The organism is Desulforhabdus sp. TSK (assembly GCF_022836495.1).
In the GTDB taxonomy this organism is placed as follows: Bacteria; Desulfobacterota; Syntrophobacteria; order Syntrophobacterales; family Syntrophobacteraceae; genus Desulforhabdus.
Map to the genome: position 1 here is coordinate 1 of NZ_BQXM01000019.1, position 24,268 is coordinate 24,268.

The 24,268-nt window shown below is 56.0% G+C and carries 23 protein-coding genes, 2 pseudogenes and 1 riboswitch; of the genes and pseudogenes, 20 read left to right on the top strand and 5 right to left on the bottom strand.

The window, feature by feature from the left end:
* Positions 1–334: 334 nt before the first annotated feature.
* Positions 335–490 (bottom strand): hypothetical protein, encoded by a 156-nt coding sequence (locus MWC30_RS12285; protein ID WP_244084480.1) that lies wholly within the window; start codon positions 488–490, stop codon positions 335–337.
* Positions 491–819: 329 nt separating this feature from the next.
* Positions 820–1,236, bottom strand: a complete 417-nt coding sequence (locus tag MWC30_RS12290) for a helix-turn-helix domain-containing protein (protein WP_244084481.1) — start codon at positions 1,234–1,236, stop codon at positions 820–822.
* A gap of 294 nt (positions 1,237–1,530) precedes the next feature.
* Between MWC30_RS12290 and MWC30_RS12295 the strand changes: the two genes are divergently transcribed.
* From MWC30_RS12295 to MWC30_RS12335, 9 genes are all read left to right on the top strand, one after another.
* The gene (locus MWC30_RS12295; RefSeq protein ID WP_244084482.1) at positions 1,531–2,643 is read left to right on the top strand and encodes a hypothetical protein; all 1,113 of its coding nucleotides are present in this window, start codon (positions 1,531–1,533) and stop codon (positions 2,641–2,643) included.
* Between the two features lie 90 nt (positions 2,644–2,733).
* On the top strand, positions 2,734–2,916 hold the full coding sequence (locus MWC30_RS12300; protein WP_244084483.1) for a hypothetical protein: 183 nt from the start codon (positions 2,734–2,736) through the stop codon (positions 2,914–2,916).
* Between the two features lie 82 nt (positions 2,917–2,998).
* Entirely contained in the window at positions 2,999–3,604 is a 606-nt protein-coding gene (locus MWC30_RS12305) for a type IV toxin-antitoxin system AbiEi family antitoxin domain-containing protein (protein WP_368860843.1), read from the top strand.
* A complete protein-coding gene (locus MWC30_RS12310; protein WP_244084485.1) occupies positions 3,601–4,536 on the top strand; it encodes a nucleotidyl transferase AbiEii/AbiGii toxin family protein in 936 nt (311 codons plus the stop codon). Before MWC30_RS12305 ends, MWC30_RS12310 begins: the two co-directional genes overlap by 4 nt.
* A gap of 431 nt (positions 4,537–4,967) precedes the next feature.
* Positions 4,968–5,222, top strand: coding sequence for a hypothetical protein (locus tag MWC30_RS12315; protein ID WP_244084486.1), 255 nt, complete (start codon positions 4,968–4,970; stop codon positions 5,220–5,222).
* Positions 5,223–5,235: 13 nt separating this feature from the next.
* The gene (locus tag MWC30_RS12320) at positions 5,236–5,667 is read left to right on the top strand and encodes a DUF6516 family protein (protein WP_244084487.1); all 432 of its coding nucleotides are present in this window, start codon (positions 5,236–5,238) and stop codon (positions 5,665–5,667) included.
* A 272-nt stretch (positions 5,668–5,939) separates the two neighbouring features.
* Positions 5,940–6,263, top strand: a complete 324-nt coding sequence (locus tag MWC30_RS12325; RefSeq protein ID WP_244084488.1) for a hypothetical protein — start codon at positions 5,940–5,942, stop codon at positions 6,261–6,263.
* Positions 6,238–6,924, top strand: a complete 687-nt coding sequence (locus MWC30_RS12330) for a hypothetical protein (RefSeq protein ID WP_244084489.1) — start codon at positions 6,238–6,240, stop codon at positions 6,922–6,924. Before MWC30_RS12325 ends, MWC30_RS12330 begins: the two co-directional genes overlap by 26 nt.
* A gap of 156 nt (positions 6,925–7,080) precedes the next feature.
* On the top strand, positions 7,081–7,644 hold the full coding sequence (locus tag MWC30_RS12335; RefSeq protein ID WP_244084490.1) for a hypothetical protein: 564 nt from the start codon (positions 7,081–7,083) through the stop codon (positions 7,642–7,644).
* 223 nt (positions 7,645–7,867) lie between these two features.
* Here the strand turns inward: MWC30_RS12335 and MWC30_RS12340 are convergent, their stop codons facing one another.
* On the bottom strand, positions 7,868–9,244 hold the full coding sequence (locus MWC30_RS12340) for an aryl-sulfate sulfotransferase (RefSeq protein ID WP_244084491.1): 1,377 nt from the start codon (positions 9,242–9,244) through the stop codon (positions 7,868–7,870).
* Positions 9,245–10,029: 785 nt separating this feature from the next.
* On the opposite strand from MWC30_RS12340, the gene MWC30_RS12345 reads away from it, so the two are divergent.
* The 10 genes and pseudogenes from MWC30_RS12345 to MWC30_RS12390 all read left to right on the top strand — a co-directional run bounded on the left by MWC30_RS12345 (position 10,030) and on the right by MWC30_RS12390 (position 18,578).
* The gene (locus MWC30_RS12345) at positions 10,030–10,806 is read left to right on the top strand and encodes an ABC transporter ATP-binding protein (protein ID WP_244084492.1); all 777 of its coding nucleotides are present in this window, start codon (positions 10,030–10,032) and stop codon (positions 10,804–10,806) included.
* A 5-nt stretch (positions 10,807–10,811) separates the two neighbouring features.
* Positions 10,812–11,615, top strand: coding sequence for an ABC transporter permease (locus MWC30_RS12350; RefSeq protein ID WP_244084493.1), 804 nt, complete (start codon positions 10,812–10,814; stop codon positions 11,613–11,615).
* Positions 11,616–11,800: 185 nt separating this feature from the next.
* Positions 11,801–13,036: an MFS transporter gene (locus MWC30_RS12355; RefSeq protein WP_244084494.1), complete on the top strand. Its 1,236-nt coding sequence runs from the start codon at positions 11,801–11,803 to the stop codon at positions 13,034–13,036.
* 221 nt (positions 13,037–13,257) lie between these two features.
* The gene (locus MWC30_RS12360; protein WP_244084495.1) at positions 13,258–14,196 is read left to right on the top strand and encodes an ABC transporter substrate-binding protein; all 939 of its coding nucleotides are present in this window, start codon (positions 13,258–13,260) and stop codon (positions 14,194–14,196) included.
* 57 nt (positions 14,197–14,253) lie between these two features.
* A pseudogene (locus tag MWC30_RS12365) lies at positions 14,254–14,928 on the top strand (ABC transporter ATP-binding protein); the annotation flags it as partial.
* Positions 14,903–15,322, top strand: a pseudogene (locus MWC30_RS12370) (carbohydrate ABC transporter permease); the annotation flags it as partial. The pseudogenes MWC30_RS12365 and MWC30_RS12370, both read left to right, overlap by 26 nt.
* The gene (locus MWC30_RS12375; protein WP_244084498.1) at positions 15,322–16,164 is read left to right on the top strand and encodes a carbohydrate ABC transporter permease; all 843 of its coding nucleotides are present in this window, start codon (positions 15,322–15,324) and stop codon (positions 16,162–16,164) included. The pseudogene MWC30_RS12370 and the gene MWC30_RS12375, both read left to right, overlap by 1 nt.
* A gap of 61 nt (positions 16,165–16,225) precedes the next feature.
* A riboswitch (cobalamin riboswitch) is annotated at positions 16,226–16,411 on the top strand.
* Between the two features lie 225 nt (positions 16,412–16,636).
* The gene (locus MWC30_RS12380) at positions 16,637–16,888 is read left to right on the top strand and encodes a hypothetical protein (protein ID WP_244084499.1); all 252 of its coding nucleotides are present in this window, start codon (positions 16,637–16,639) and stop codon (positions 16,886–16,888) included.
* A 70-nt stretch (positions 16,889–16,958) separates the two neighbouring features.
* Positions 16,959–17,858 (top strand): sirohydrochlorin cobaltochelatase, encoded by a 900-nt coding sequence (locus MWC30_RS12385; protein WP_244084500.1) that lies wholly within the window; start codon positions 16,959–16,961, stop codon positions 17,856–17,858.
* Positions 17,859–17,963: 105 nt separating this feature from the next.
* Positions 17,964–18,578: a Slp family lipoprotein gene (locus tag MWC30_RS12390; RefSeq protein WP_244084501.1), complete on the top strand. Its 615-nt coding sequence runs from the start codon at positions 17,964–17,966 to the stop codon at positions 18,576–18,578.
* Positions 18,579–18,586: 8 nt separating this feature from the next.
* On the opposite strand, the gene MWC30_RS12395 is transcribed toward MWC30_RS12390, so the two are convergent.
* Positions 18,587–21,442, bottom strand: a complete 2,856-nt coding sequence (locus MWC30_RS12395) for a patatin-like phospholipase family protein (protein WP_244084502.1) — start codon at positions 21,440–21,442, stop codon at positions 18,587–18,589.
* A gap of 1,031 nt (positions 21,443–22,473) precedes the next feature.
* Here MWC30_RS12395 and MWC30_RS12400 point away from each other — a divergent pair.
* Positions 22,474–23,091 carry a DUF882 domain-containing protein gene (locus MWC30_RS12400; RefSeq protein ID WP_244084503.1) on the top strand — a complete coding sequence of 206 codons (618 nt, stop codon included), beginning with the start codon at positions 22,474–22,476 and terminating at the stop codon, positions 23,089–23,091.
* A 145-nt stretch (positions 23,092–23,236) separates the two neighbouring features.
* On the opposite strand, the gene rfaD is transcribed toward MWC30_RS12400, so the two are convergent.
* The gene (gene rfaD, locus MWC30_RS12405) at positions 23,237–24,217 is read right to left on the bottom strand and encodes an ADP-glyceromanno-heptose 6-epimerase (protein WP_244084504.1); all 981 of its coding nucleotides are present in this window, start codon (positions 24,215–24,217) and stop codon (positions 23,237–23,239) included.
* Positions 24,218–24,268: the final 51 nt, after the last annotated feature.

Sequence of the window (24,268 nt, forward strand, 5' to 3'; positions counted from 1 at the left end):
GCTCTAGATCCCTCAGTGGCCTTTTTTTGTTCTCAAAAAGAGACAACGTCGCTGAGCTACGCCCTTTCATCGCGATGGACGACTTTCCAACCGGCCATTTTGGCAGGTTTGCTGACCGCCGGTAATAGCGGCCGACCTGGAGCAATGGGAGGAATCACTCCAGGTCAACGAACGAGAATAATGGAACAGATGCTCGCTGGTTTTCCATCACTAGAGAAAAGAGACTCTGGCCAGGGTTTCGGGGGGTATCCCCCAACAAAAGAGAGGTCCGAGGCGAGGTCGTAGGGGGTGGAAAGAGCTTTTCTGGTTTCCGCACAGTATATGCATGGGTTCCCTACTGCCGCAGCTTTCCCGCCTTCATGCTCTGGAAGGTGTATTCGTAGGGGACAATGGGGCGGCTACCGGGGATGATCCCGTAGCTGGCCGAAAAGATGCGTAGGTCGAGACTTGCCTCACCATAGTTCTTGCGGAACTGGCTGACTCCTTTCATCAGTCGAGATGCAGTGTCCTTTGTAAACTCGTACCCATTGTCTTATCCAGGGTCTTGTTACCTCCCTCTACGACGCCGCAGCGACAGCCCTGCGCTTATATTGTGGTCGGTTTTCTCAAATCGAAGGATGGTGTCGATGCTGCCTATGACGATGAAACAAAATTCCATCCTTCGATGTCCTTCAGGTGATACAGTGCAGGAGGTCGGCGCTCGCCGGAGAATATGAAGGTGCAGAGAAGCCTTATGCAGGAAGCATTACTAATTCCTCAAGATCATCACCAATATCCTTCCTGCATAGGTACCTTCACTCGCCTCTATGTCATCGTCTTTCAGGATTCTTCATCCCCGAATTTCTTCTGAAGCTCACAGATCATGTTTTCCATCTGCTTGAGCTTCTTCTTTTCCGACACGAGGGATCGGATATCTCGGATGGCAGCCTGATCCAGTTCGTTCAACATCATGATGATCTCTCCGGCCAGGGCATTTGTCTCCTCGTCTCCCGTACGATACTTCCATTCACTCACCACGTTTGACCTAAAGATCTCTCCTTCACCGAGCATGAGCCAAGTGGGATCGATGTCTTTTAGTTCTTCCAGGAGATGGATGATCTTGTCGGATCCTGGGACCTGCTCCTGCTTTTCGTACTTCCGATAAACCCGCTCGGTCACACCCATTTTTTCAGCCATTTCTCTGGGATGAAGAGACAATCTGGTTCGCAGTCTTGTGAGCCTCTCAGCAAGAGACATGTGTTTCCTCTTTGATTTTTAGATCAAAAAAAGCTTGACTTCTGAACTTTACATCAATACATTGTATTACATTATGCGAAAATGCTATCATGTAATGGCTCGACATTCAAGATCTAAAGGACAATCTGCATAGTACTGCTCCATGCCCTTGATTGCTGGAAAACATATGCTCTCGCAGGGAAATGGAAGATCTCGGCATGGTCGTCCCGGTGAATGATCATGCGAAATCTGTGGGTTGTCCCTAGAAAACTTGTATTAGCGCGAACTTCACCGTGAGCATGCGTACTTTTTGCCATGATGAATCGACTTCTGGAACACCTGGAACAGTTCCATCATTCAGTTCTCAGCGAGAGCGAGCTCCACACACTTTTGACTCCTCAAGAGAGTGAAAACCTGATGCAGCAGCGCATTCTCATGGATTGCGCTGAACCCCATGGATGCGCATTTTCCGCCGGTTGCAGCCATGCCTGTCCCATGTGCTCTTACCCCCACAAAGACTGTATCGAAGCCGGTCCTTTGGCTCATGAAAAAGAAGACGCCCCAGTGCCTCGTGAGAACGGCATGCGCCGTTATGTAGTGTGCCTGCGGCAGTTTCTGTCTGTTCTGCACAGGATCAACGGTCTTCATGGCCGGGTGCACCGGCTGGACAGAGATGGCTTTTACCTGGGGCGCAGGGTTTACGGAAACCGCCGAGTGGGATTTGTATTTCTCCGCCGCATAGACGAAAGAGAATTGTTGAAACTGGCAGGGCTCCGGCATCTGTGTCGGGAGGATGAATTCCTCGTTCTTCTGAATCCATCCTTCACCATTGAAAACCTGTTTATCCGCCACCTCCTGCATCTGGAGCACATGGTCCAAAAGCCCCTGGCCCAGTGCCTCGATCCTGAGACACTGGAAATTCCCCTGGAAGAAATGGTCTCGGAATTCCTGCAACCGGAGCAAAGCGAAATCCTTCGGTCGGCCCCTCTCTCCAAAGCCCAAGCGTTGGATCACCAAAGGTTCGAATTTCTCTGCCATGACCGGTTGCATGTCCCCGGCACCCTTCCGACCAAACGCAGCAATCTCATCCATCTCAATGATAACCCGCTCCGTTTGGGGGATGCGCTTTTCGTGCTGCTCCTGTACCTGGCCGTGGAGCTCAAGAAAGGAGAAGGGGGTTGGGTGGACAAGATCACCCTGTGGGAAAAGGGACTGGTTTCCAGCCCTGATTCCTATCAGGCCTACAGCAACCTGCGCAACACCCTCGCGGGCTCTCTCCTGAAAAAGGACGGGGCCGCCTTCATCCAAAACGACGGCTCCAAACGCTACCGCATTTCCACCCACCCCGATTGCATCACCTATGACAAGGCAAAACTTCTGAATCACCCGGACCAGAGGGTGAAGGCCTTGGCGCGGGAGCTTCCCTGATCAGGGGGAGCAAGGGGTTCTGGGTATGGAGCGCCATTCCGGTTCTTTGCCATGGGTTGCTTCCTCTGCCTGCCGCTTCCTGGCGTCACCATGATGGAAACCGAAACCGAGTTGATGGGGGAGCGCAGAAAAAGCGGAAAAGATGTGCTGCCCTTTTCCTCGGTGGAATCCCGGACGGGGTTCTCACGGGAAGAGTTTTTCATGATCCTCCTGGCGGTATGGCCCGTATCCCGTTTGACTGAAGCAGTGGGCAAATGGGCGAAGAAGGATTGACATGCCTCGTTGGTTTGGATAAAAATGTCATCATTTCTTGATCAAAGAATGCATTTTTATCCAGAGGTGCTCAGTGGGACAAGTGGACCGTGAGACTTTCAGAAAGGCCGGTGTTGTGTTTCGCCGGTACGGAGGGCTTCTGAAAACAACAGATGCCCTGCAAGCCGGGATACATCCACGCACCCTATATGCTATGCGAGATGCCGGATTCCTTGAGCAGCTCTCCCGCGGTCTCTACAGGCTGGCGGAGATGCCCGCTCTTGGAAGTCCTGATCTCGTCTCGGTTGCCCTCAAGGTCCCGGGGGGGGTGATCTGTCTCATTTCCGCACTCTCTTTTCATGAGATCACAACCCAAATTCCCCATGAAGTATACGTGGCGCTGGAGCGTGGGGCCAGAGCACCACGCCTCGACTATCCGCCCCTTCGCGTGTTCCGGTTCACCGGCAAGGCTTTCACGGAGGGAGTGGAAGATCATGAGATAGATGGCGTCTCGGCCAGGATCTATAGCCCCGAAAAGACACTGGCCGACTGTTTCAAATACCGAAACAAGATCGGTTTGGATACGGCTCTTGAAGCTCTCAGGCTTTACAGGCAGCGAAAACCGATAAAGGTGGAAGCTCTAATCGAGTTTGCCCGCATCTGTCGCGTCGAGAAGGTGATGCGCCCTTATCTGGAGGCCGTGCTATGACGCAGAGTCACCTCAAGAACATCGCAGCATCCGTGCGGCAGCGACTCCTCAACAAGGCTCGTGAGACGGCGCGTCCCCTCAATGAGCTTCTCCAGTACTATGCGATGGAGCGATTCCTCTATCGAATGTCACAGTCTCAGTATTCGGAGAGGTTCATCCTCAAGGGTGCGCTGATGTTTGCCGCCTGGCGGGCTCCACTTTCCCGGCCGACCATGGACATAGATCTCCTCGGCAGGACGAGCAACCGGGTGGATGACATCGTTGAGGTGGTGAAGGAGATTTGCATCCAAGAAGTCTCACCGGATGGGGTCGTTTTCGATCCGGACAGTGTGGTAGGCGAGCGCATCGTGGAAGATGCGGATTATGAGGGGGTACGGGTACGCTTTCGGGGGTATGTCGATACGGCACGAATATCCATGCAGTTGGACATCGGTTTTGGTGATGCAGTGATTCCGGCACCGACTGTGGTCGAGTATCCCGTCATTCTCCAAATGCCGTCGCCCAAGATCAGGGGCTATAGCAGGGAAAGCGTGGTCGCAGAAAAGCTCGAAGTCATAGTCAAACTGGGAACCTTGAACAGCCGTATGAAAGATTTCTACGATATCTGGCTTTTGTCGCGTCAGTTTGATTTTGACGGAGAGATACTGGCTGCGGCGATCCGGACGACATTCGCAAATCGGGGGACCGAGTTGACGGCACAACCGGCGGCATTTACAGGTCGCTTTTACGATGATCCAACGAAGAGAACCCAATGGAAGGCATTCCTCCGCAAGTCTCGACTGGAAAATGCTCCTGAAGAGCTTTCAAAGGTGACATCCGCGCTCGCGTTGTTCCTGGCGCCAATGATGGAGGCCCTGCTTGCGGGAGAAGCATTCAGACGATTTTGGAAAGCGCCCGGCTTGTGGCAGGCCAGTGGAGAAATGGAGCAATAAAGCGATAATACAGCCATTGCTCGTCATCCTTCGAAAACGAGACAAGCTTTCACGAGTCTCCAAACAACCTTAGCCTATGCAAAAGAGGACCAGCTCAATCTGAAATTTACCTTCTTGCCTGTGTGAGAATCCGTGTGAGAATTTGTGTGTGAGATGTGCCAAAGCATGGAAAATCTGCCACTGTGAAGAAACTAGAACATCATGTGTTTTCAATAACTTCATTTATATTGAGGATGTTGTGAAGCTTGGGGAAAATGACTTAAAATCCCTCGGTCGCAAGGCTGTACGAGTTCGAGTCTCGTCCCAGGCACCAGTTTTCCCCCGTGTCAGGCATTGTATGCCTTGGATCACGCAGTATAATGCGTGAAACGGTGCGGCAGAGTGCGCATGACCGTGCACATTGATTCTGACCGGAAATCAACTGGAGGCGGATGATGACCCTTCGTGAGATACTATCCGACATTCATGCCCTGGAAGAAGATCTGCTGGATTTTGAACGCAAGTACGGCGTCCGTTCCGAGACTTTCTATGCGGCATATGTCATCGGCGAGGAGCCGGAGGACGATACCTGGATGCTCGATTTTGGCGAATGGGCCAGCATTACCGCACATGGCTCGCCCGGCAGGCCGAATACAGGAATGAAATCCAGCGGATCCAAAGGAAAGGACCGAGCCTTGCAGGATTGATCAAGGTGGCTGCATGAGCGATCCACTGCGTACCGCGGAGGATTATGAGCTGTTTCTTTACACCCTCGTTGATGCCTTTCCATCGGTGCACCATTCCACTCTGACATTCGTAAGGCGTGGGGCATCCCTCACCCACGTCTCCGGTGAACTGCATTTCGACCATGGCCCGCGTTTGGTCATCCGTGAGAGGCTCGTGTTCGATCGGTTGCCGGTAACCATAGACTGGTACGGCTACGAAGTCTGGCGGGGGGGGGAAGAGAAGCTTTACTGGTATGATCCTCAGCACCACCCAACCGACTTGAGCCTCCAGAGCAGTTATCCTCATCACAAGCATCTTCCCCAGGATATCAAACACAAGCGCATTCCTGCTTCCGAAATGCGCTTTATTTCCACTAACCTGCCTGTCCTGGTTCGTAAAATCGAGAAGCTCTGCGTAGGATCTTGACAGACAGCTGCTTTGCTTCGACTATATGTCCTCGATCTCGATGAGAAGGGCGCTGATATCGTCGGCGTACCCGAGCGCCCTGGACCGTTGAACGAGCTTGGTGACTGTCCGGCATCTGTCATCATATCGCTCCACAACGGTGGCTGCCTTGATCGCTCTTCAGCAGGTGAACCATCATCTGGTATTGGCTAAAGTTTGCAATTCCGAGATGCACTCTACTCTCCTTGAGGATCGGAGCACTGCGGTGACGTACAGCAAATGGAGGCCATAGAATGGATGATTTGATTGAGGGATATCTCGATAGTTCTCATGAAATCGTTGGAGACCGAGTTCCAGGAGAAATGGCTTATGACAATGAGATCGTAAAGCAATTGGGAAAGGGCCGAGATATCAAAAAGGCTTTCAAGATGGCAGCTCGGAAGTACCCATCGGAGGCCCTCCAGTGGAATGAAGAAAACATAGGGGACATGGACGCTCATTACGAATACCTGGTGGAGCATGAGGAGATCACAAGGAAGCTCTCTGCTCCGGCGGGCTCTGGATCAAAAAAGCGGATAGGGAGCAATGAAGATGGTATTTACATCCGAAAACGATGAACTTTTCAGAACCTATAAACGATTGAGGGATGTCCTCAACGCAATGAACAAGGAATTGATCCGTCATCTGACAAGGAATTCCATCCAGGAGTCTGCCAGGAAGCTTGGGTTGGCAAGAGGCAAAACTTTGGTCTTTAGCAACCCGCATGAAGCAGCGGTACTCTTTGATTATTGCCTGTACAATTCTCGATCAGGTGGAAAGACTGTGATAGAACGCTACGCAGAGAAAACCCCTCCCGCACCTGAGTCAGATGAGACGACAGTGCTCCATGCCATGCTTGATTCATTCTTCTCGGTTTTTCAAGTTCGTCAGGTCCATAAAGGTAGAGGAGTCTTGCTCATCGAGTTTTTTGGGAAATACGAGCTGTTCTTGATGGACATCGGGCTTGGCGATACCGCTGTTCCGGATATGCCCCTGGCTGGAAGGGTATTGCCATTTGATGATTTTTACATATCTTCAGGTGCCCTTCTGCCTCTTCATGAAGAGCCGGTAAGTGAGGCGGTCATTCCCATAATGGAGAGATGGCTCCTAAATCGCCGAGAGATGACTCATTCGAAGCTCTCTTCCGGGCTCGAAGCCAGCTTCTCAGCACAATTTATCCGAGCTGCTTTAAGGGCAGGGGCTCTCGAAACCGTGCGTTATTCCGACATGAGGGAATAAACCTTCAGTCCTTCACAGGCAGGGAGGACATACAGAGTGAATAAGCAATATCTTTTTGATTTTCTAAAGAAACAAGATGCGCCTACTTTGCTGCGGTTGCTGAATGTGGCTTTTGATACGCTGACCACCAATCAGCGGCATGAGGTATTCGGTCAGTTGAAGCTCGAGGTCAAGCCTTCCCAGGTCGACGAGAAAGAACTGCTGAAGGAGGTCAAGAAATTCTACAATGACTCGCTCCGTGGAGTCTACTACGCCCCATTCAACATCAACTCGAAAAATTTCATGCACATACCGGAGGAAACCGAGGAATGGTTTGAAAAGCTCGCGGATCTCCTGAGTGATGCGGCCAAAGTCAGTGAGAAAGGCAGCCACGAGCTTGCTGTCGAGTGCTTCAAAATCCTTTATGAGCTGATCGACAAAATGCAAGATGGAGATGACATCGTCTTTGCCGATGAGTATGGAACTTGGATGATCCCGGCGGACGAAAAAGTTTTCATCAGGGCCTTTCTGATCTCTCTTTCTGCCGTTTCCAGTCCGGAGGAGTTTGTAGAAGGCGCCATACCGCTTCTGAAACGCGATAGCCGGGAGTCATTGCACAACAAGGTCTACAAAACTGCTGTTGAGGTGGCAAACGGGGAACAAAAGAAAGCACTTGAATCAGCGATAAAGACCTTGAAAATAAAGGTGAAAATAGATCTCCCAGGGGCAAAAAGGAGATGACTTCATCAATGACTATTGACGACGGCGAATAATGTCGAGGGTGCGGCTCTGTGGTTTCCGGCTATGAAGTTTCAGGAGCCGGGGTGAAAAACACAATCACCCAATGGACTGACATGGATCAGCCGTCGTCGGCTGACTGCTTAACAGCAAATGCCCCCGGGAAACTTCCCCGGGGGCATTTGTTGGAGCAGGGGTGTGAAAGTCGATACGCAGGAATCAGCGGCTATCGAACAGTGTAGTCCTTAAAAAATACCGGGCTGCCCTCCACCAGTGGCGCCTTTTGGCTCAGGTCTTTACCCTTGAGGCCTGGATAGTCGTGGCCATAGCGATAGGCGCGGTGCACCATGTTCAGCATTCCATTCTTATGCTTCTCCTGCGGGATTGCATCCTCCTCGGAGATGACACTTTTGGCCTTGCCGGCGACAATCGGGTTCACAAAATCCCAGACGACTTTCTTTTCGGGCGTCACTTCAAAGATGTGTCCCCCATGAGTAGAGGTGATCAGGGTGTTGCCGTTGGGCAGCCGCTGCACGGCGCCCTGCCGATATGAATAAAAACTGGCGGAGTGATTTGAAGTGTACTGCCAGACGATCTCACCGGTCTTCGGGTCCACTTCGACTGCGGCGGACCGGTTGCCCTCGGGACGCTCCGAACCGTTGTCAAACAGCAGAACATTGCCGTTTTCCAGCATCACCGGCGAATGGGTCCCAAACACCTTCTGGTCGCCGTTGTCATACCATGAGGGGGCTTTGCCGGCGCCATAGGCGGAAGGGTTGCCCCAGCGGTACTCGATTTCCCCGGTCTTGTGATTGACCAGGTAGAATTCGGCGAAGTTGCGGGAGTTGAGAAGAACCTGGTTTGTTTTCGGGAGATACCACACCGTGTTGAAATGGCTCCAGTCATAGTTGGGGTAGGTGAGCCCAACGTGCTCGGGCAGCCTGTGGTTGATGTCGAGCTTCTTCGGGCCTCTGCCGATGTGGTCCCATGCATGCCATTCCCAAACCGTCTTGCCCTTCTTATTGACCTCACGGACAAAGTCAACCCAGAATCCGTCATGGGGGATGTCATCCTGAACGATGGGGTCAGTGGGGCATGTGTTGGGATCGCGTCCTTTGGCGATAGCCTCCTCTTTGGTCTTGTACTCCCAGCCCAGGATCAGGGTGTTGCCGTTGGGCATGCGATCGAAGGTGTGGTGCTGGAATTCCTTTCCGGGCGAGTAAAGTTTGCACTCCCACACCTTTTTCCCATTCCAGTCGAATTCCTCTATAATTCCGCCAATTCCCCCAAAGCCGAGATACCCGGCTTCCTTCTTCTGAGGGATAGCCCCTGCCCGCAGCAGATTGCCGTTGGGGAGCAGCACTGCGTGAAGCCCGGGATCATACTCGCTGTCCCACTTGTGGACGACATTGCCCTCCATGTCGATGAGGTAGGTCGTTTTGCATCGTATGGTGGGACTGTACAGGGTGTAGCCCTCAAAGGCTTTCCCCTTGTCGTACTTCAGCACTCCGGTAGGCCCCGTGGTGGATTCGTAGGCGTGTGCGGAGAGCAGACACCCTGATACCAAAAGCAGAGCAAAACACAGACTCAGAATCCTCTTCATATTCTCTCCTTCCCATGACTGATGGACATTAAGTGCAGGTATTCATCCCTTACGATATACCCCCTCGAGCTTTGCGCTTCCTGTTGCCGGCAGTGCCCTTGCCGGCCTAAGAGACTTCCTGCATTTCCCGTATCGGTCAGCCACGCCAACCTTGCCCGATAAGAAACCACAGGAGGGATGTCGATAACACTCGGAGAATTACCAGGTTTTGAAGGTATTTTTTCCAGGGATGCTTTGGGATATGGCTCCGGTATTCCCGGATGAGATCGGAATGGATAAACTCGATGTTCTTATGGAGGGCGGAGTAAAAAGGGTCGGAAACCGGCGCTCAGAAAATCCCCCATGCGAACCAGAGGACAAAGATATAGGTCGTCGCGTCTGCATGAGGGCGAAAAAAGGCGGGGAAACCGGCTGCCTGAACAATGGAACAGTCGGCTTCTCACCGTGGCTGTAAGTTCAATGCTCTGGAATCATTTCCTTTTCTTCGATAACTGGCCTCTCCCATGATCATCCCAAAAGCATAAGATATAGGAATGTTAATATTTTATGCACATGTTAAGGAGCAGCCGGTCTCGTCAAATTTCTCCTCGTAATTCCTGGCTTTCCTTCGAGTGAGGTGTGCTCAGGGGGAGGTCCGGGTACCCCGCCAGAATGGGCGGTTGTATTCGATGCTTCGCCAGTATATTCTGCCTGGGAGACGGGACAGGAGCATACTCATCACTGCGAAGGAGAATCATGCAGGCATCGAGAATAAGGATCGTCACCCACTCTGTTGAAGGACTGCCGTGAGCAGCTTTGTGCCCCCTCCGGCGCTCTCTGAAGCCAGTGTACTTGCCGTCAGCGATCTGTGCAAAAGCTATGGCGAGACAGTTGCCGTGGACGGCGTGACGTTCGAGGTGGGTCGCAGCGAGATTGTCGGGCTCCTGGGTCCCAACGGAGCAGGGAAGACCACGACCATCGACATGATTCTCGGGGTTCTCGAGCCGAGCTCGGGAACTGTCCACATCGAAGGCATAGACGTTGCCAGGCACCGTTCCAGAGCGGTCGAGCACACGAACTTTGCAGCCGTCTACGCTCCGCTGCCCGGCAATTTGACCGTATCCCAGAACCTGCGCATCTTCGGCCTCCTGTATGGCGTGAAGGGCTTATCGGAACGCATCCGAGAGGTGAGCGCGCAATTTGCTCTCGATAGATTCCTCAACGTCAAATGCGGCCTGCTTTCGTCCGGAGAACAGACGCGCCTGGGTCTTGCCAAAGCGATGCTCAACCGCCCCGCCCTGCTGCTCCTCGACGAGCCGACTGCATCCCTCGACCCGGCTGTGGCACAGGACATCCGGGCAAAGATCCGGGAGTTTGCGGCGGAGGGCTCGGGCGGCGTGCTGTGGACCTCGCACAACATGTACGAGGTGGAGGACGTTTGCGACCGAGTGCTGTTCCTCCTGAACGGGAGAATATTGCTCCAGGGAGACCCCAGGGTCCTTCCGCGCGAGTACGGCGCGAAAAGCCTGGAGGACCTCTTCATCTCCCTGGCGCGTGAGCCGCTGCCATGGGGAGGAGTCTGAGGATCGTGCGCCGCCATCGCGTTGGAGCGGTTGTGCTCCGCTACTTTTATCTGCTTCGTGGTAATCCGGCACGTGCAGTGCCGCTGTTTCTGTGGGTCGTGATCGACATGGTGCTGTGGGGGTTCATCACCCTCTATCTCAACACCGTCTCCTCCAGTGGATTCGATTTTGTTCCGGTGCTCCTGGGGGCGGTTCTCCTGTGGGATTTTTTTATCCGTGTCATGCAGGGAGTCACGATCACCTTTTTCGAGGACGTATGGTCGCATAATTTTCTCAATATCTTCGCCACACCGATTTCAATCAGTGAGTATGTCAGCGGTCTGGTCCTCTCGAGCATCGCGACCAGCTCCATCGGATTGCTTGTCATGCTCGCCGTGGCAGGCATGGCTTTCGGGCTGAGCCTCTCCATCTACGGGCTCATGCTGGCCCCATTTCTCCTCATCCTCTTTCTGTTCGGCATTGCTCTCGGTATCTTTGGCAGCGCCGTGGTACTCCGGCTCGGACCGGCATCGGAATGGCTGATATGGCCCATCCCGGCTATCATCTCTCCATTCGCCGGGGTCTTCTACCCGGTTTCGACCCTCCCGCACTGGATGCAGGTTGTCTCATACCTGCTCCCTCCTTCGTATGTGTTCGAGGGCATGAGGACGATCCTCTCGGGCGGCGGGTTTTCCAAGAGCGAGTTGCTGTGGGGCGGGGGCCTTGCCGCTCTGGATGTGGTGTTGGCATGCTGGTTTTTTACGCGCATCTATCGGCATGCAGTGCGCAGCGGACTCATCGCCCGCTACAGCGCTGAAAGTGTAAGCTAGTACATCGCAGCGGAAGTCATCACCCGGTCCGGCGGGAGTGCCCCTTTGAAGGGGGATAAAGGAATTGTCTTGGAGCCATGAGCCATGCAGAAGCGAACGGTGTGGACGCCAGGGCGAACATCCTTCCAAGGGATATCCCATCATGCGACCCGTGCAGGTCTCGGCGGCAACGACAGGGGGGGGTATTGGCAACGAAAATTGAAATGAAGGAGTCCGAACCCGAAAGCAGCGATGCGGTTCACAGGGGCGGTTCCCGTCATGCAGCCGCCGGGCCTGCGGAGAATCGCCTTTTTTCTCTGGACTTCGTTCTGGCGACCCTCGGTAATTTCGTGAATTCCTTGAGCCTGCAGATGCTGGTCGCCACTTTGCCCGTCTACGTTGTCAGCCTGGGGGGGAGCAATGCCGAGGCCGGCTTCGTGAGCGGCGCCATGGCCTTGACGGCCATGCTCTTTCGCCCTTTATCGGGAAAGCTGACGGACGCCTGGGGGCGTCGCCCCCTTGTCCTGATGGGGACATCCCTCTATGGGGTTGCGAGTGTGATTTACTTCCTGGCCGGCTCGATTCCGCTCCTGGTGCTGGGTCGGCTCGTGCAGGGCTGTGGGCTGAGCGGCTACGGCACGGCTTCCAACGCCTACGTGGCCGATATCGCACCCCTCGCGCGACGGGCCGAAGCCGTGGGCCTTTTCTCGGCGGCTCAGGCGGTCGGTTACATCATCGGGCCGGTGATCGGCTTTCTGCTAGCCGACTCGACCGGCTTCCGGCACCTGTTCTACTTCTCGGGGGGGCTGGCCGTCGCGGCCTTCACCATTTCAATCTTCACGCGGGAGCGGCGTCAGCCCTCGAAAGTCAAGCGACAGCTTGCGACACTGCATTCGAGGATCCTGGCGCTTGACGCACTGCCCTTTGCCTGGATGGCCCTCTGCATGAGCATCGGCTTTGGAGCGATCAATGCCTTCATCGCCATCTACGCCCAGTCCCACGGAATCCAAAACCCGGGCTTTTACTTCATGGTGCAGGCTATCGCCCTGCTGGTTTCACGAACCTTTGTCGGGCGTCTGGCCGACCGGCTCAGCCGCGCCGCCGTCATCATTCCTGGCGTCATCCTTATGGCTGCGGCCCTGGCCATGCTTCCGGTGGCGGACGGCTTCCAAATATTCTCGATTTCGGCCGCCCTCTACGGCATTGGGTTCGGCGCAGCACAGCCCGCATCCATGGCGCTGCTCTTCGACCGAATTTGCCAGGAGCATCGAGGACTTGCCACCGGCACCTATTTCATGGGATTCGACCTGGGAGTCATCATCGGCGCTATTGCCCTGGGGCTCGTGACTGAGAAGTGGGGCTTCGGGGTGATGTGGTCGGTTACGGCGGTTTGCGCCATGCTTGCTCTGGCAGGTTTCCTGCCGGATCACCGCACCCGGTAGGGGAAGCCTTCGCAGCCAATCCTAGGGCGTCCAAATCGGCTTTCGGCCGTTGCCCGGTTTTTGGACCCGGCGAAAGCCTCCCAAGTCAAGCTCTGGCGGCCATTTTCCCGGAAAATCCGGGAGACCAAAAACCGGGTAAAGAATCTGGGCGATTCAGATCTTTTTTGGACGCCCTAAGCCAATCCCTTTTTTTCTGAGAACACCATTAATGGTCTCACTTTGTGCCGCGCTATGATAAGGACTGGTTCGATGGATTTGTAAAAAAATGGGGGGAGTCCAAGAACGTCCAGGTCACCGTGGATCACATCAATCTGGCTGAAATCGGCGCTCGAACGGCGGCGGAAATCGCAGCGGGCGAGGGCCATGACCTCATCGAATGGATCGTGCCGCCCGCACAGTTCGAACCGAGCGTCCTGGACTTGACGGACATCAACCAGGAGGCTCAGAAGCGGTTCGGGAAGCAGCATCCTCTCTGCGCCAAGAGCTCCTTCAACCCCAACACCAAGCGCTACTACAGTTTCTGCCACGGATGGGTCATCGATCCGGGGTGCTACCGGAGGACCTTGTGGGACAAGGCCGGCAAGGCTCAGGGCCCCGAAACCTGGGAAGATTTGATCACGTTTGGCGGCAAAATCAAGAAGGAGCAGGGAGTCCAGCTGGGAATCGGCCTGTCTCAGGAGCTCGATTCCAACATGGCTTCCCGCAGCCTGCTGTGGTCCTTCGATTCGGGCGTTCAGGATGAGAAGGAGAATGTGATCCTCAACAATCAGCGCACCGTCGAGGCCCTTCAATTCATGACGAAGCTCTTCAAGGAATCCATGACCCCCGAGGTCTTCGCCTGGGCGGTGGTTTCCAACAATCAGGCCCTCATTGCGGGGAAGGCGTCGTATATCCTCAATTCCATTTCAGCCTACCGCTCCGCGCAGAAAGAAGTGCCTGAAATTGCAAAAGATATCTATTTCGTTCCGGGTTTGAAAGGTCCGAGAGGCACACGCTGGGCCTGTGAGCACGTCATCTACAATTACATTGTGCCGAACTATTCCAAGAACGCAGATATAGCGAAGGAATTCCTCCTGGCCCTCGTCGAAAATTACGACCAGGCCATCTACTTCAGCGAGCTCTATAACTCACCTGCTGGACCCCGGTTTTCACCGGGGTGACGGTGAGTCAACAGCATTGGGACAGGCCTGCGCGTCATTCACGCCGGGAGGAAATGAATGGCTCAAGTAGAAATGAAGAAGCTTACCAAACGGTTTGGAAGTGCCGAAGCCGTGGACGAGGTGGATCTCGCCATCAGCGAAGGGGAATTTCTGGTGCTTCTGGGGCCGTCCGGCTGCGGCAAAACCACGCTGCTGCGCATGATTGCCGGACTGGAGGAGCCCTCCTCGGGGGAGATTCTCATTGGGGGCAGGGTGGTGAACCATCTTCTGCCCAGGGTGCGCAATATCGCCATGGTCTTTCAGAGCTATGCCCTCTATCCCCATATGACCGTATTCAAAAATATCGCTTTTCCCCTGCAGACGCAGGGCATGGAGAAAACTGAAATCCAGGAGAAAGTGGAATGGGCGGCCGGGATGTTCGGGATCGGCAGGCTGCTCCATCGCAAGCCCCGGGAGCTTTCGGGCGGTGAGCGCCAGCGGGTGGCCATCGCCCGGGCCATGGTGCGGAAACCGAGCGTTTTTCTCCTGGACGAGCCTCTTTCCAACCTGGACGCCAAGCTGAGGAGCTCCGCCCGGGAGGAGCTGCAGCAGTTCCAGCGGAGCATCGGCACCACCACCATTTATGTGACTCACGACCAGGTGGAGGCCATGGGGCTTGGCGACCGCATCGTCGTCATGAACAAGGGACGCGTGCGGCAGGTGGGAACGCCCCGCGACGTCTATCATCATCCTGGTCCATACCTGGCGGATGCTCCCGCTGGCCACCGTGATCCTGCTGGCCGGCCTGAGCAGCATCTCCCATGAAATCCTGGAGGCCGCGGAAATCGACGGCGCCGGTTTCTGGCGGAGGCTCTTCCACATCCAGGTCCCCCTGCTTCTCCCCATCATGAGCATCGCGCTCCTGTTCGGGATCGTATTCACCTTCACGGACATGACCGTCGTGTACGTGCTGACGCGCGGGGGACCGGTTCAGAGCACCCAGGTGCTGGCCAGCTGGGCCTTCTTCAAAGGCATCGAAGGGGGAGACCTTGCCCAGGGTGCGGCCATTGCCCTGTTCCTCTTCCCCATGCTGGCCGGCGTGGCCGTTCTCATGTTGAAACTGGCCCGGCGCAGGGAGGTGACGTGATGACCCGTCTGAAAAAACTGGGAGGGCGCAGCGCGCTCTACAGCATTGTGACCTTTTTTTGCATTTTCAGCGTATTCCCGTTTTATTGGATGCTCATCGCCATGTTCAAGCAGGACCATGACTTGTTCAACCCTGCAAACAACCCTTTTCGCTTCAACGAACCGGCAACCCTGGAGCATCTCCGGTTGCTGCTTTTCGATACCTACTTTCTCCAGTACCTGTACAATACCCTCATGGTCGGCCTGGCCGTTGTGTGCATCACGGTGGCCGTCTCCGTCCCGGCGGCCTACAGCCTCGCCCGCTGGTGCAGGCAGTGGGGGGAAAACCTCGGCATCGGCATATTTCTCACTTACCTGGTGCCGCCGACGCTCCTGTTCATTCCCCTGTCGAGAATGACCAGTCTCTTCGGCTTGAACGAATCGCGCATGGCGCTGGTGCTGATTTACCCCACGTTCACCATTCCATTTTGCACCTGGCTGTTGATGGGATTTTTCAAGTCTATCCCCAAGGACATCGAAGAGCAGGCCATGATCGACGGCTGCAGCCGATTGGGCGCCATGATGCGCATCATCATTCCCCTTTCCATCTCGGGGATCCTGACCATCGTTGTCTTCGCTTTTACCCTCACCATGCATGAATTCATTTACGCCCTGGCGTTCATTTCGGTTTCCGCCCAAAAGACCATCAGCATCGGGGTGCCGACGGAGCTCGTGCGGGGCGATGTCTTTCGCTGGGGGCCGCTGATGGCCGGGGCCCTGCTGCCGAGCATCCCCGTCGCCATCCTGTACACGTTCTTCCTGGATCGCTTCATTGCGGGCTTCACCATGGGGGCCGTCAAGTAAGGGCAGGGAGGATTTTTAAATCCTTGACATGAGCTTTGCGGGCGTGTTAGGGGTATTCCACATTTGAATATTGCCATCAGGTGCTATACCGCTTAAAAGGGAATCCCGTGTAATTCGGGAACGGTCCCGCCGCTGTGAACGGGGACGAAATCCGAGAAAGCCACTGTTTTGCCGGTGCAAAACGGGAAGGTTCGGAGAGTAGGGTGATCCGGGAGTCAGAAGACCTGCCTGATGCTTAATGGGTTGTCGGTACGTGGAACTATGCGATGGCCCGCCGCAGGACCAAGTGAATCAGGGTGCAATCCTCAGGACGTTTAGTCGTTCTGGGGATTTTTTTTTGGCCGGAGCCTGGCGCCGTTCGTAACCCTCACGAAGGGCTCCGACCCTCCTCAACACTTTTCAACCCTTCACCTTCCGGGAGCCCTGCCTGGGGCTCCCGGATGCTCAACACACCACGACGGGGAGGTATGCGATGAAGCGAGGCGTTATTTTGTACGTATCGACCGGGAAAGAAGAATTGCCCGACTGGATGGACCTGGGGGAGCAGAGGAAGCTCCTGCAGGCCGATGACCTGTGTGTGGCCACATCGGAGGCCGATATCAATCATCACTGGTGGCGGCTTCTCGTGCGCGGCATGCACCACATTTCCTGCATGCGGGCCGAGTATGACGAGACGCGGCAATCCCTGGAGCCCTGCGGGACTCCCATGAGGCTTTACGGCTGAAAGTGTGAAAGGTGCCGGGCGTCCATCCGGACCCCGGCGTCCACCCCGCCCCTTCAATGAGGAGAGAAATATGAATAGAACGGTTTGGCTGAAAATCTGGGTTTGGGTCCTGGGACTGAGCATGCTGCTCCTGTCCGGGCCCGCTGTGGCGGGGCATGGTGAAAAGCGGGAGGTCAAGAAGGCAATCCTCCTGGCGGCTTTCGGCAGCAGTGTTCCGGAGGCGCGCAAGGCCCTGGAGAGCATCGAGGAACGGGCCAGGAAGGAGTTTCCGGGAACGGAGGTCCGTTGGGCTTACACTTCCAGCATGATCCGGGCGAAGCTGGCCAAGGAGGGTAAGATTTTCGATTCACCCGAAGTGGCGCTGGCCCGTCTCATGAATGAAAACTACACGCATGTGGCCGTTCTCTCCCTGCACACCATTCCCGGTGAGGAATTCCACAGCCTTTACCGAAATGTTCACCTGTTCGGACAGATGGATGGGGGCTTCGAGCAGGTCCTGGTGGCGAGACCCCTCCTCTCGTCCCGTGACGACATGGTGCGGGCGGCCAGGGCGCTTCTGAAGCATTTGCCGGCAGACCGCAAGCCCGGTGATGCCGTGCTGCTCATGGGGCATGGCTCTGAAAAGCACCCGGCGGACGCTCTGTATCTTGCCATGAATCAGGTTTTCCAGGAAATGGATCCCCATGCCTACCTCTGCACGGTGGAAGGCTATCCCACCCTGGAAGATGTGCTGCCCAAACTGAAGGAAGGCAAAATCCAGAAGGTTTACCTGGTGCCCTTCATGGCCGTGGCCGGTGACCATGCCCTCAACGACATGGCCGGGAACGAGCCCGACAGCTGGAAAAGCGTTCTGGCAAAAAATGGCGTGCACTCCGAGCCGATCCTCAAGGGCACGATTGAGAACCCGGAAATCGTGGACATCTGGATGGATCACCTGAAGGCGGCCTTCGGGCATTTCGAGAAGCCATGAGGATTCAGTGAGATCCATGCAATGATGCGGAGATCTTGAAAGACCTTTCAGTGAGCGTTAGATTGATACGAAATTGGCGGATCCTGTGAGAGGAGGCTGCGTGTCATGCTTTGGGATGCGAGGATTCTTGCACCGGTGGGGGATGGAAACATTGACCACAAGTGTATCGCCATGGCCTGCATGCTGATCTGCCCGGGGAGAGGGGGAAGCCGGTTGCATCAAAAATTCGGCGTGATGCTTCTGCTCCTGGTGCTGACGGCATGTGCTCCGGTCATCTCTCCACAGCTCCGCAATACGGCTTCCCTGGACATCCCCTTTGGCGCAGTCTTGAGAAATCCCGACGGATATACGGGAAAAATCTTCATCTGGAGCGGAACGGTTCTCAACACCCAGAACACTCCCGAAGGCACGATGCTCAAAGTGCTTCAAAAGCCTTCGGATTACTGGGGGAGACCGAGGAACGTGGACTGGTCCGAAGGGAGGTTTCTCGCCCTCGATAGACGCTACCTGGATCCCGCCATCTATGCGGAGGGACGGGCCGTCACCGTGGCCGGCGAGTTGACGGGAAAGCGTGTCCAGCGCCTTGGGGAAATCGAGTACGCTTACCCGCTGCTTTCCGTCAAAGAGCTTTACTTGTGGCCCAAAGAGGTCCCGGCGCCATACTACTACTATTATCCCTATGATCCTTACCCTCCGTGGGGATGGCGTTATTACTGGTGACCTTCGGCTCACGACCGAGCCAGGTACTCTCTCACGGCCGCCACGAATCTGTCCATCTCCAGCGCTCCGGTGCAGGTGCCGCACAGTTGCTCCATCGTGTGCAATCCCAGCATGCGATAGCTTTCGAACTGCGATTCGCTGAAAAACTGGTCGCTCGTCGCTTCCTGGGGAAACGCGTGCACCTCGTTGCCGTAGTGCTTGATGTCGATGGATTCGTCGCCGCAAAAGGTCGGCTTGATGTAAATCAGGATGCCGTCCGTCCCCTCTCCATCCACCGCGGAATAGCGTATCGTGCCCAGTGCGCAGTGTTTTCGGTTCTCTTTCGGTTCCTTGTCATGCCGGGAATAAATAAGGATTTTTTGCTCGAATTCGATGGGAACGCCCAGGTCGATCCGAATTTTGCGGATGGCGTTGCCAAGATCCTCCAGGTGGTACTCAGGGTCACAGCCCGCATCACTCAGCACGATGAAACGGCATCGGCGCAGGACCATTTCATAGAGCCCCAAATTTTCGAAATGGCCTCCATCGGAGAGGTACACATACGGGCTTTCGTCGTCCGTCAAACCGAGGGCTTCGCAGATGAGGGGGCGCGCCGAGACGTTGGGCGCTGAGTAACGATACGTGTTGTTCCCGTATTTTCCGGGGTTCCCCAGCCACCAGCCCAGCCGCACATTGAACAGTGTCATGACAAGGGTCAGCAGGGGGGACGAATGATACCCCATGTTGGGGCTGGCCGCCGCCCCCGAGATCGTCACGGCGGTTCCCAGCGAGATGGCCCGCTTTTCCTCTCTCTCCTGGAATGGTCTGCGCCAATCGCCTGCCCCACCGTATTCTTCCGATCGCCGATAGCCCAGACGATAATTTCCGCAGTGAAGCGGTGAAACCGTGAAGGTCTCGGCTTTCCGCTGCTGCCACGCAAGCTCCTTGCCCTTCACCAGGTTGAGGGCGATGTTCACCACGTGCATGGGGCGCCATCGACTGTCCCTGGGGGCTGTCTGGGGGGCCCTGCATGCCGCGTTGGGCCACAGTTCGCACATCTGCATGTTGTCCATGGGATCGAATCCCGTGAATGGATTCGGATCGCGGAGGCTCCCTTTCCGAGACGCCCCGAGGTAGGCGCGGATCAACCGGTTTCGGTACATTGCATGGAGCGAAAACTTGTTGGAATTGATGAAGCAGGCCATGAAGAGTCCCAACAATGCAGCGGCCACCAGCAATCCCACGACCAGCCACCACGGCGTGTAGTGGATGGTGTCCATGTGGCCGTAGAGGTTGTAGGGTGGGGGACTCTCCGCACCCGGTACGTTTCTTTCGATGTGCATTGCAGTGCAGAGCCAGTCGATGCAGGCGCCGGCTCCCAGGGACAGGACGGCGGCGAAAAGGGATAAAAACAGCGCCGCGGCCAGCACCAGGGCTTTATCGGCAAGGACTCCCAGGGGTCCGGCCGGGCTTGCCTGCTGCGGATTCGGAACGGTCCTGGCACTCCACCCGGCCAGGAGCGAGATGAAGCCCGTGACACCGCCGAGGGGGGCGAGGATTTTCGATGGGATCTGGGAAAAAGCCAGAGGACCGAAGACCGCCAGGCAACTGAAGACGCTCCAGCCTGCGGCGGCGATCAGCAGCCAGGACCCGGCCCGAGCCCACCATTCCCGATCTTCATCATTGGTCCAGCGGCTGATCAAGCCGACGAACACCGATGCAGCCACGAGAAAGACCATCAGGAACAGGGGAGAGGCAAAGCAGGCGTACAGCTCGGTCTGGGGAATGGGTCCGACGGTCGGGAGCGGATGGGGAAAAAGCTTGGAGGCCCCGAGCCATGCCAGCCAGCCGGCCATCAGGCCCGTCAGCAGGGTGATGACGACTTCCCAGAAATTCACGCTCCTCAGGACCCAGGAGTACCCGCAGCAGCTCAGCAGATGGAGCGCCGCCCCGAAGAGCACGAAGATCAGCAGGGGATCCTGTCCCCATATTTTTAGCTCGTCGATGTGGGGGCCGTCCTGCCGGAGCCACGCCCAGAATGTCGTCAGAAGAACAGCAGAGCCCATGAGGGGGAGCCAGCACCAGGACAGAAAATGCCTCTGCTCCCGGCGGACCCACCAGAAAGGGCTTCGTGCCTGGAGCTCACTGCTCGAGCTGGGGAGGGCCAGGCCCATGTAGAAAATGCCGAATGCTCCCAGAAGAAAACCGACCGCCAGGCAACCTTGCATCAACCACTCGGGAGGGTGTGCAACGATCACGGCTACAGAGGCGCGAGGCACCATCAGCAGTGCCGCCAGCAGCGGGATGAGCACCAGCCAGTTGAGGAACAGGTTGCGGAGATAGGTCCCGACGAGAGTCCACGTGTCTGCCGAGAGAATGCCGACCTTTGGGCTCAGGTAGTTGCTGTAGCTGCGCAGGTGCCGCAGGGGCTCCGGTTCGGGGTACGGTTGGGAGGTGGGCGCCTTCCTCAGTTCATCGGCGACGCCGGGCAGTCCGCCGGCATGATGGTGGGACCAGGCGGTGAGCCAGCTCCCGATGTACCCGCCGCCCGAGACCGTGGACAGGTAGTCGAACTTCGTCAGGAGACCATGGCGTGCCAGTCCCTGGATCACACCGAGGGCGAAAGTAGCGCTGCGGATGCCTCCGCCCGAGAGGCACAGAGCCGTTCGTTTGGGCTCCAGTTCGTGGATGCACCTGTAAAGTTTTGAAGCGAGGGCCTTTTTTTCATCTTCATACTCTTTGGCCTCATCACGGCAGGATTCTTCAAACTCCTTCCTGGCCTTCGCATACTCCTGGTACGCCCTGGAGTTTTCGTCGTGAGGGAAGCGGATAAATTCCTCTTCCAGGACCTGGTAAAAAGGGAGTGGCTTGTCCGGGTCGGGCATCTCGATCTCCTTCCTGGTGCATGTCAAAGGGGGGGCATCTGCGATGCAGCTGAGGACGGTTCCATGTCTCCATTTTTGCTAATGTTTTCAATTTAATCAAGGGAGAAATGACAGGCTGGCTTCTTTCCAGGGGATGCTTCGGGAGTCCGTGAGGCAGGCAGGAAAAGGGCGGATGGAAATTTTTTGCCTCTTGTTTGAATTGCAAGCAATTCAAAGGTGTTAATCGGTGTCGGTGCACCGACATCTTCATCTCTCGGAGGCACTGGCGGCCTCCGTTGTGCGCAAAGGCACTTGACAGGGTTGCTGCCGATGTGGTTAGTTCTGCGCCCAGGTGAGGGATGCCTTGATCTTCGGGAAGGTTTCTTCTGAAACAGCACGCTTCAGTTTTCATGTGCTGTCCGGAGCTCAGGGATGTTTTCAGAACCTGGGTATGAGTACAATGTCTGAAACTGCTCTTTTACAGGATTTTGGTGGAAGTGACGGCCGGAAGCATGGGTTTCTCTGGAGCTTCGGGCTGTTCATGGCGCTGCTTCTCTTCGCGCTCATCGCGGGGATCCACTTCTTCCATAACTGCCAACTCTACGGTCCCGCCGCTTCACAGCCTTCAAGCTCCACGTCCGGTGCCGGCGATCCGGCGGGCAAGTTCCGCCAGGCTCCCGGCGAATTGCCCTGCTTGGCGTGTATTTTTCTCCATACCCTTCAAACGGTTCAGATTTCCTTCCTTTTGTTTGCGTTTGCCTGGGATCTACTCCCCGGTGCTGCACAAACGTTCCAGTCCAAGTGTATTCTCTCTCGGTGCCGGGCCTTTCCTTTTTCGGGCCGTGCCCCACCTTCCCTTCATCTCTCAGTATGACCGTCCGTCTCCAGAAAAACTGACAGCACATCCGAAGTTTTTTTGAATAGAGAGACCTGCGCCGGGGCTTGCCCGGGCAAAGATTGATTCTTGCCCGTTCCGCAGTTTTTTGCGGATGCCCGCCAGGCAATGACCTGCCGCCTTGAGTACCCCAAAAGGCGGCTGCGGAGCACTGCATATGACACGAAGAGAAATGTTGAGAGCTCTTTTGGTAGGAACGGCGTCAGTGATGACCCTCACAGCTGAGGATATCGAGGCAAGCTTGAGACCGGATCGCTTTGACGGTACGTCTCAAGACCCTATTCAAGCCTTCCTCGAGCAGAGTGTCCGTGGAAAGAGCGGCAAGGACCTGCTCACCGGTGAGCTTTCCATGGTCAACGCCAACAGCAACGAATCCATCCGGGCTCAGTACCTGGATGGGAATCGGCAGTTAGCGGCCAACGGTTGCCGGCAGCTCAGTTATTTTTTTCGCTGCCAGTATACCGGCCAGGCGATTTCCATCCACCCTGAACTGTTTCTGCTCCTCGATGCCGTACGTCATTCCCTGGGAGTCGCCCATCGTCCTTTTGTCCTGTTTTCCGGCTACCGGTCCCCCTCTTACAACCGGAGGCTGGCCCGGCGCGATGGGCACGTGGCCCGCAACAGCTACCACATCAGGGGCATGGCCGCCGATGTCGCCCTGGAAGGCGTCAGCCTGCGTACGCTCGCAACGACTGCCAAGGCTTTCGGGGTTGGAGGGGTCAGCCGCTACGGGAACTTCGTGCACATGGATGTCGGGCCTGTGCGCACCTGGTGATGTCCGTGATCTTGCCGGACCTGAAGAGGCCACCTCGTTTCGGGGCAGGATATTCGCAGGGCCTCGCAGATTTTTGATGGGGGATGCCGGGGCGTGCCCGGCATGATTGTGGGTATGAGCGCCGCTTTCCTGCGTGGACGCATCCTCAGGACGAAAGGTAGGGCGAGGGCGCCTGCAGGTGGTTCACCACGTAGTCGCGGACAGCATCTTCCAGGGAATGGAAGTGCAGGGGACACCCGGTCTTCTGGAGATGCGCCATGCTCGCCTGGGTGAAATACTGGTATCGGTCGCGCAGGGCGTCGGGCATGGGGATGTATTCGATTTGGGGAGGGCGGCCGAGAGCCGCGAAGATGGCTTTGATGAGATCGTTCCAGGACCTGGCCTTCCCTGTGCCCAGGTTGAACAGCCCGTTCACCTCGTCGTGATTCAGGAGCCACCACATCACATCCACGCAGTCCTTGATATAAACGAAGTCCCGCACCTGCTCCCCGTCGCCGTATTCTTCCCGGTAAGAGCGAAAAAGCTGCACCCGCCCCGTTTCTTGAATCTGATGGAACGCCTTGAAGACCACGCTCGCCATATCCCCCTTGTGATATTCATTGGGGCCGAAAACATTGAAGAACTTCAGGCCCACCATGTGCTGCAGCATTCCGGTGCGCTCCGCCTGGATGTCGAAGAGGAGCTTGGAGTAGCCGTACATATTGAGGGGACGCAGGCGGAAGGATTCCATTTCGTCGGAAAACCCCTGGTCTCCGTCTCCGTAGGTAGCGGCGCTGCTGGCGTACAGGAAGCGAATCCCGCGCGGGACCGCCCACTTGGCAAGGGTGTGGGTAAAGTGCGTGTTGTTTTCCATGAGATAATTGGCATCGCGCTCCGTTGTGGAGGAGCACGCTCCCATGTGGACGACGGCATCGGCGTGGAACGTCAGGGAGCCCTCGGCCACCTGCCGGTGGAACACTTCCTTGTGCAGAAAATCCGTGTAGCGTAATCCCACCAGGTTCTTCCACTTTTCCCCCGACTTCAGATCGTCGACCACCAGAATGTTGTCGATTCCCTCCCGGTTCAATTTCCATACGAAGGCGCTGCCGATGAATCCCGCTCCGCCCGTGACGATCACTCGCTTCATGTGTGGGTCTCCCTCTGTAGAAGTATGCGGTAACACCAAGGATGCAACGTG

Excerpts from the sequence above, each read along its gene's own strand:
- MWC30_RS12295 (WP_244084482.1), top strand. The coding sequence starts at position 1,531 with ATGATGAATCGACTTCTGGAACACCTGGAACAGTTCCATCATTCAGTT.
- MWC30_RS12400 (WP_244084503.1), top strand. The coding sequence starts at position 22,474 with ATGACACGAAGAGAAATGTTGAGAGCTCTTTTGGTAGGAACGGCGTCA.
- MWC30_RS12375 (WP_244084498.1), top strand. The coding sequence starts at position 15,322 with ATGACCCGTCTGAAAAAACTGGGAGGGCGCAGCGCGCTCTACAGCATT.
- MWC30_RS12330 (WP_244084489.1), top strand. The coding sequence starts at position 6,238 with ATGGTATTTACATCCGAAAACGATGAACTTTTCAGAACCTATAAACGA.
- MWC30_RS12395 (WP_244084502.1), bottom strand. The coding sequence starts at position 21,442 with ATGCCCGACCCGGACAAGCCACTCCCTTTTTACCAGGTCCTGGAAGAG.
- MWC30_RS12290 (WP_244084481.1), bottom strand. The coding sequence starts at position 1,236 with ATGTCTCTTGCTGAGAGGCTCACAAGACTGCGAACCAGATTGTCTCTT.
- MWC30_RS12385 (WP_244084500.1), top strand. The coding sequence starts at position 16,959 with ATGAATAGAACGGTTTGGCTGAAAATCTGGGTTTGGGTCCTGGGACTG.
- MWC30_RS12325 (WP_244084488.1), top strand. The coding sequence starts at position 5,940 with ATGGATGATTTGATTGAGGGATATCTCGATAGTTCTCATGAAATCGTT.
- MWC30_RS12390 (WP_244084501.1), top strand. The coding sequence starts at position 17,964 with ATGCTTTGGGATGCGAGGATTCTTGCACCGGTGGGGGATGGAAACATT.
- MWC30_RS12300 (WP_244084483.1), top strand. The coding sequence starts at position 2,734 with ATGATGGAAACCGAAACCGAGTTGATGGGGGAGCGCAGAAAAAGCGGA.
- MWC30_RS12315 (WP_244084486.1), top strand. The coding sequence starts at position 4,968 with ATGATGACCCTTCGTGAGATACTATCCGACATTCATGCCCTGGAAGAA.
- MWC30_RS12340 (WP_244084491.1), bottom strand. The coding sequence starts at position 9,244 with ATGAAGAGGATTCTGAGTCTGTGTTTTGCTCTGCTTTTGGTATCAGGG.
- MWC30_RS12310 (WP_244084485.1), top strand. The coding sequence starts at position 3,601 with ATGACGCAGAGTCACCTCAAGAACATCGCAGCATCCGTGCGGCAGCGA.
- MWC30_RS12285 (WP_244084480.1), bottom strand. The coding sequence starts at position 490 with ATGAAAGGAGTCAGCCAGTTCCGCAAGAACTATGGTGAGGCAAGTCTC.
- MWC30_RS12380 (WP_244084499.1), top strand. The coding sequence starts at position 16,637 with ATGAAGCGAGGCGTTATTTTGTACGTATCGACCGGGAAAGAAGAATTG.
- rfaD (WP_244084504.1), bottom strand. The coding sequence starts at position 24,217 with ATGAAGCGAGTGATCGTCACGGGCGGAGCGGGATTCATCGGCAGCGCC.
- MWC30_RS12320 (WP_244084487.1), top strand. The coding sequence starts at position 5,236 with ATGAGCGATCCACTGCGTACCGCGGAGGATTATGAGCTGTTTCTTTAC.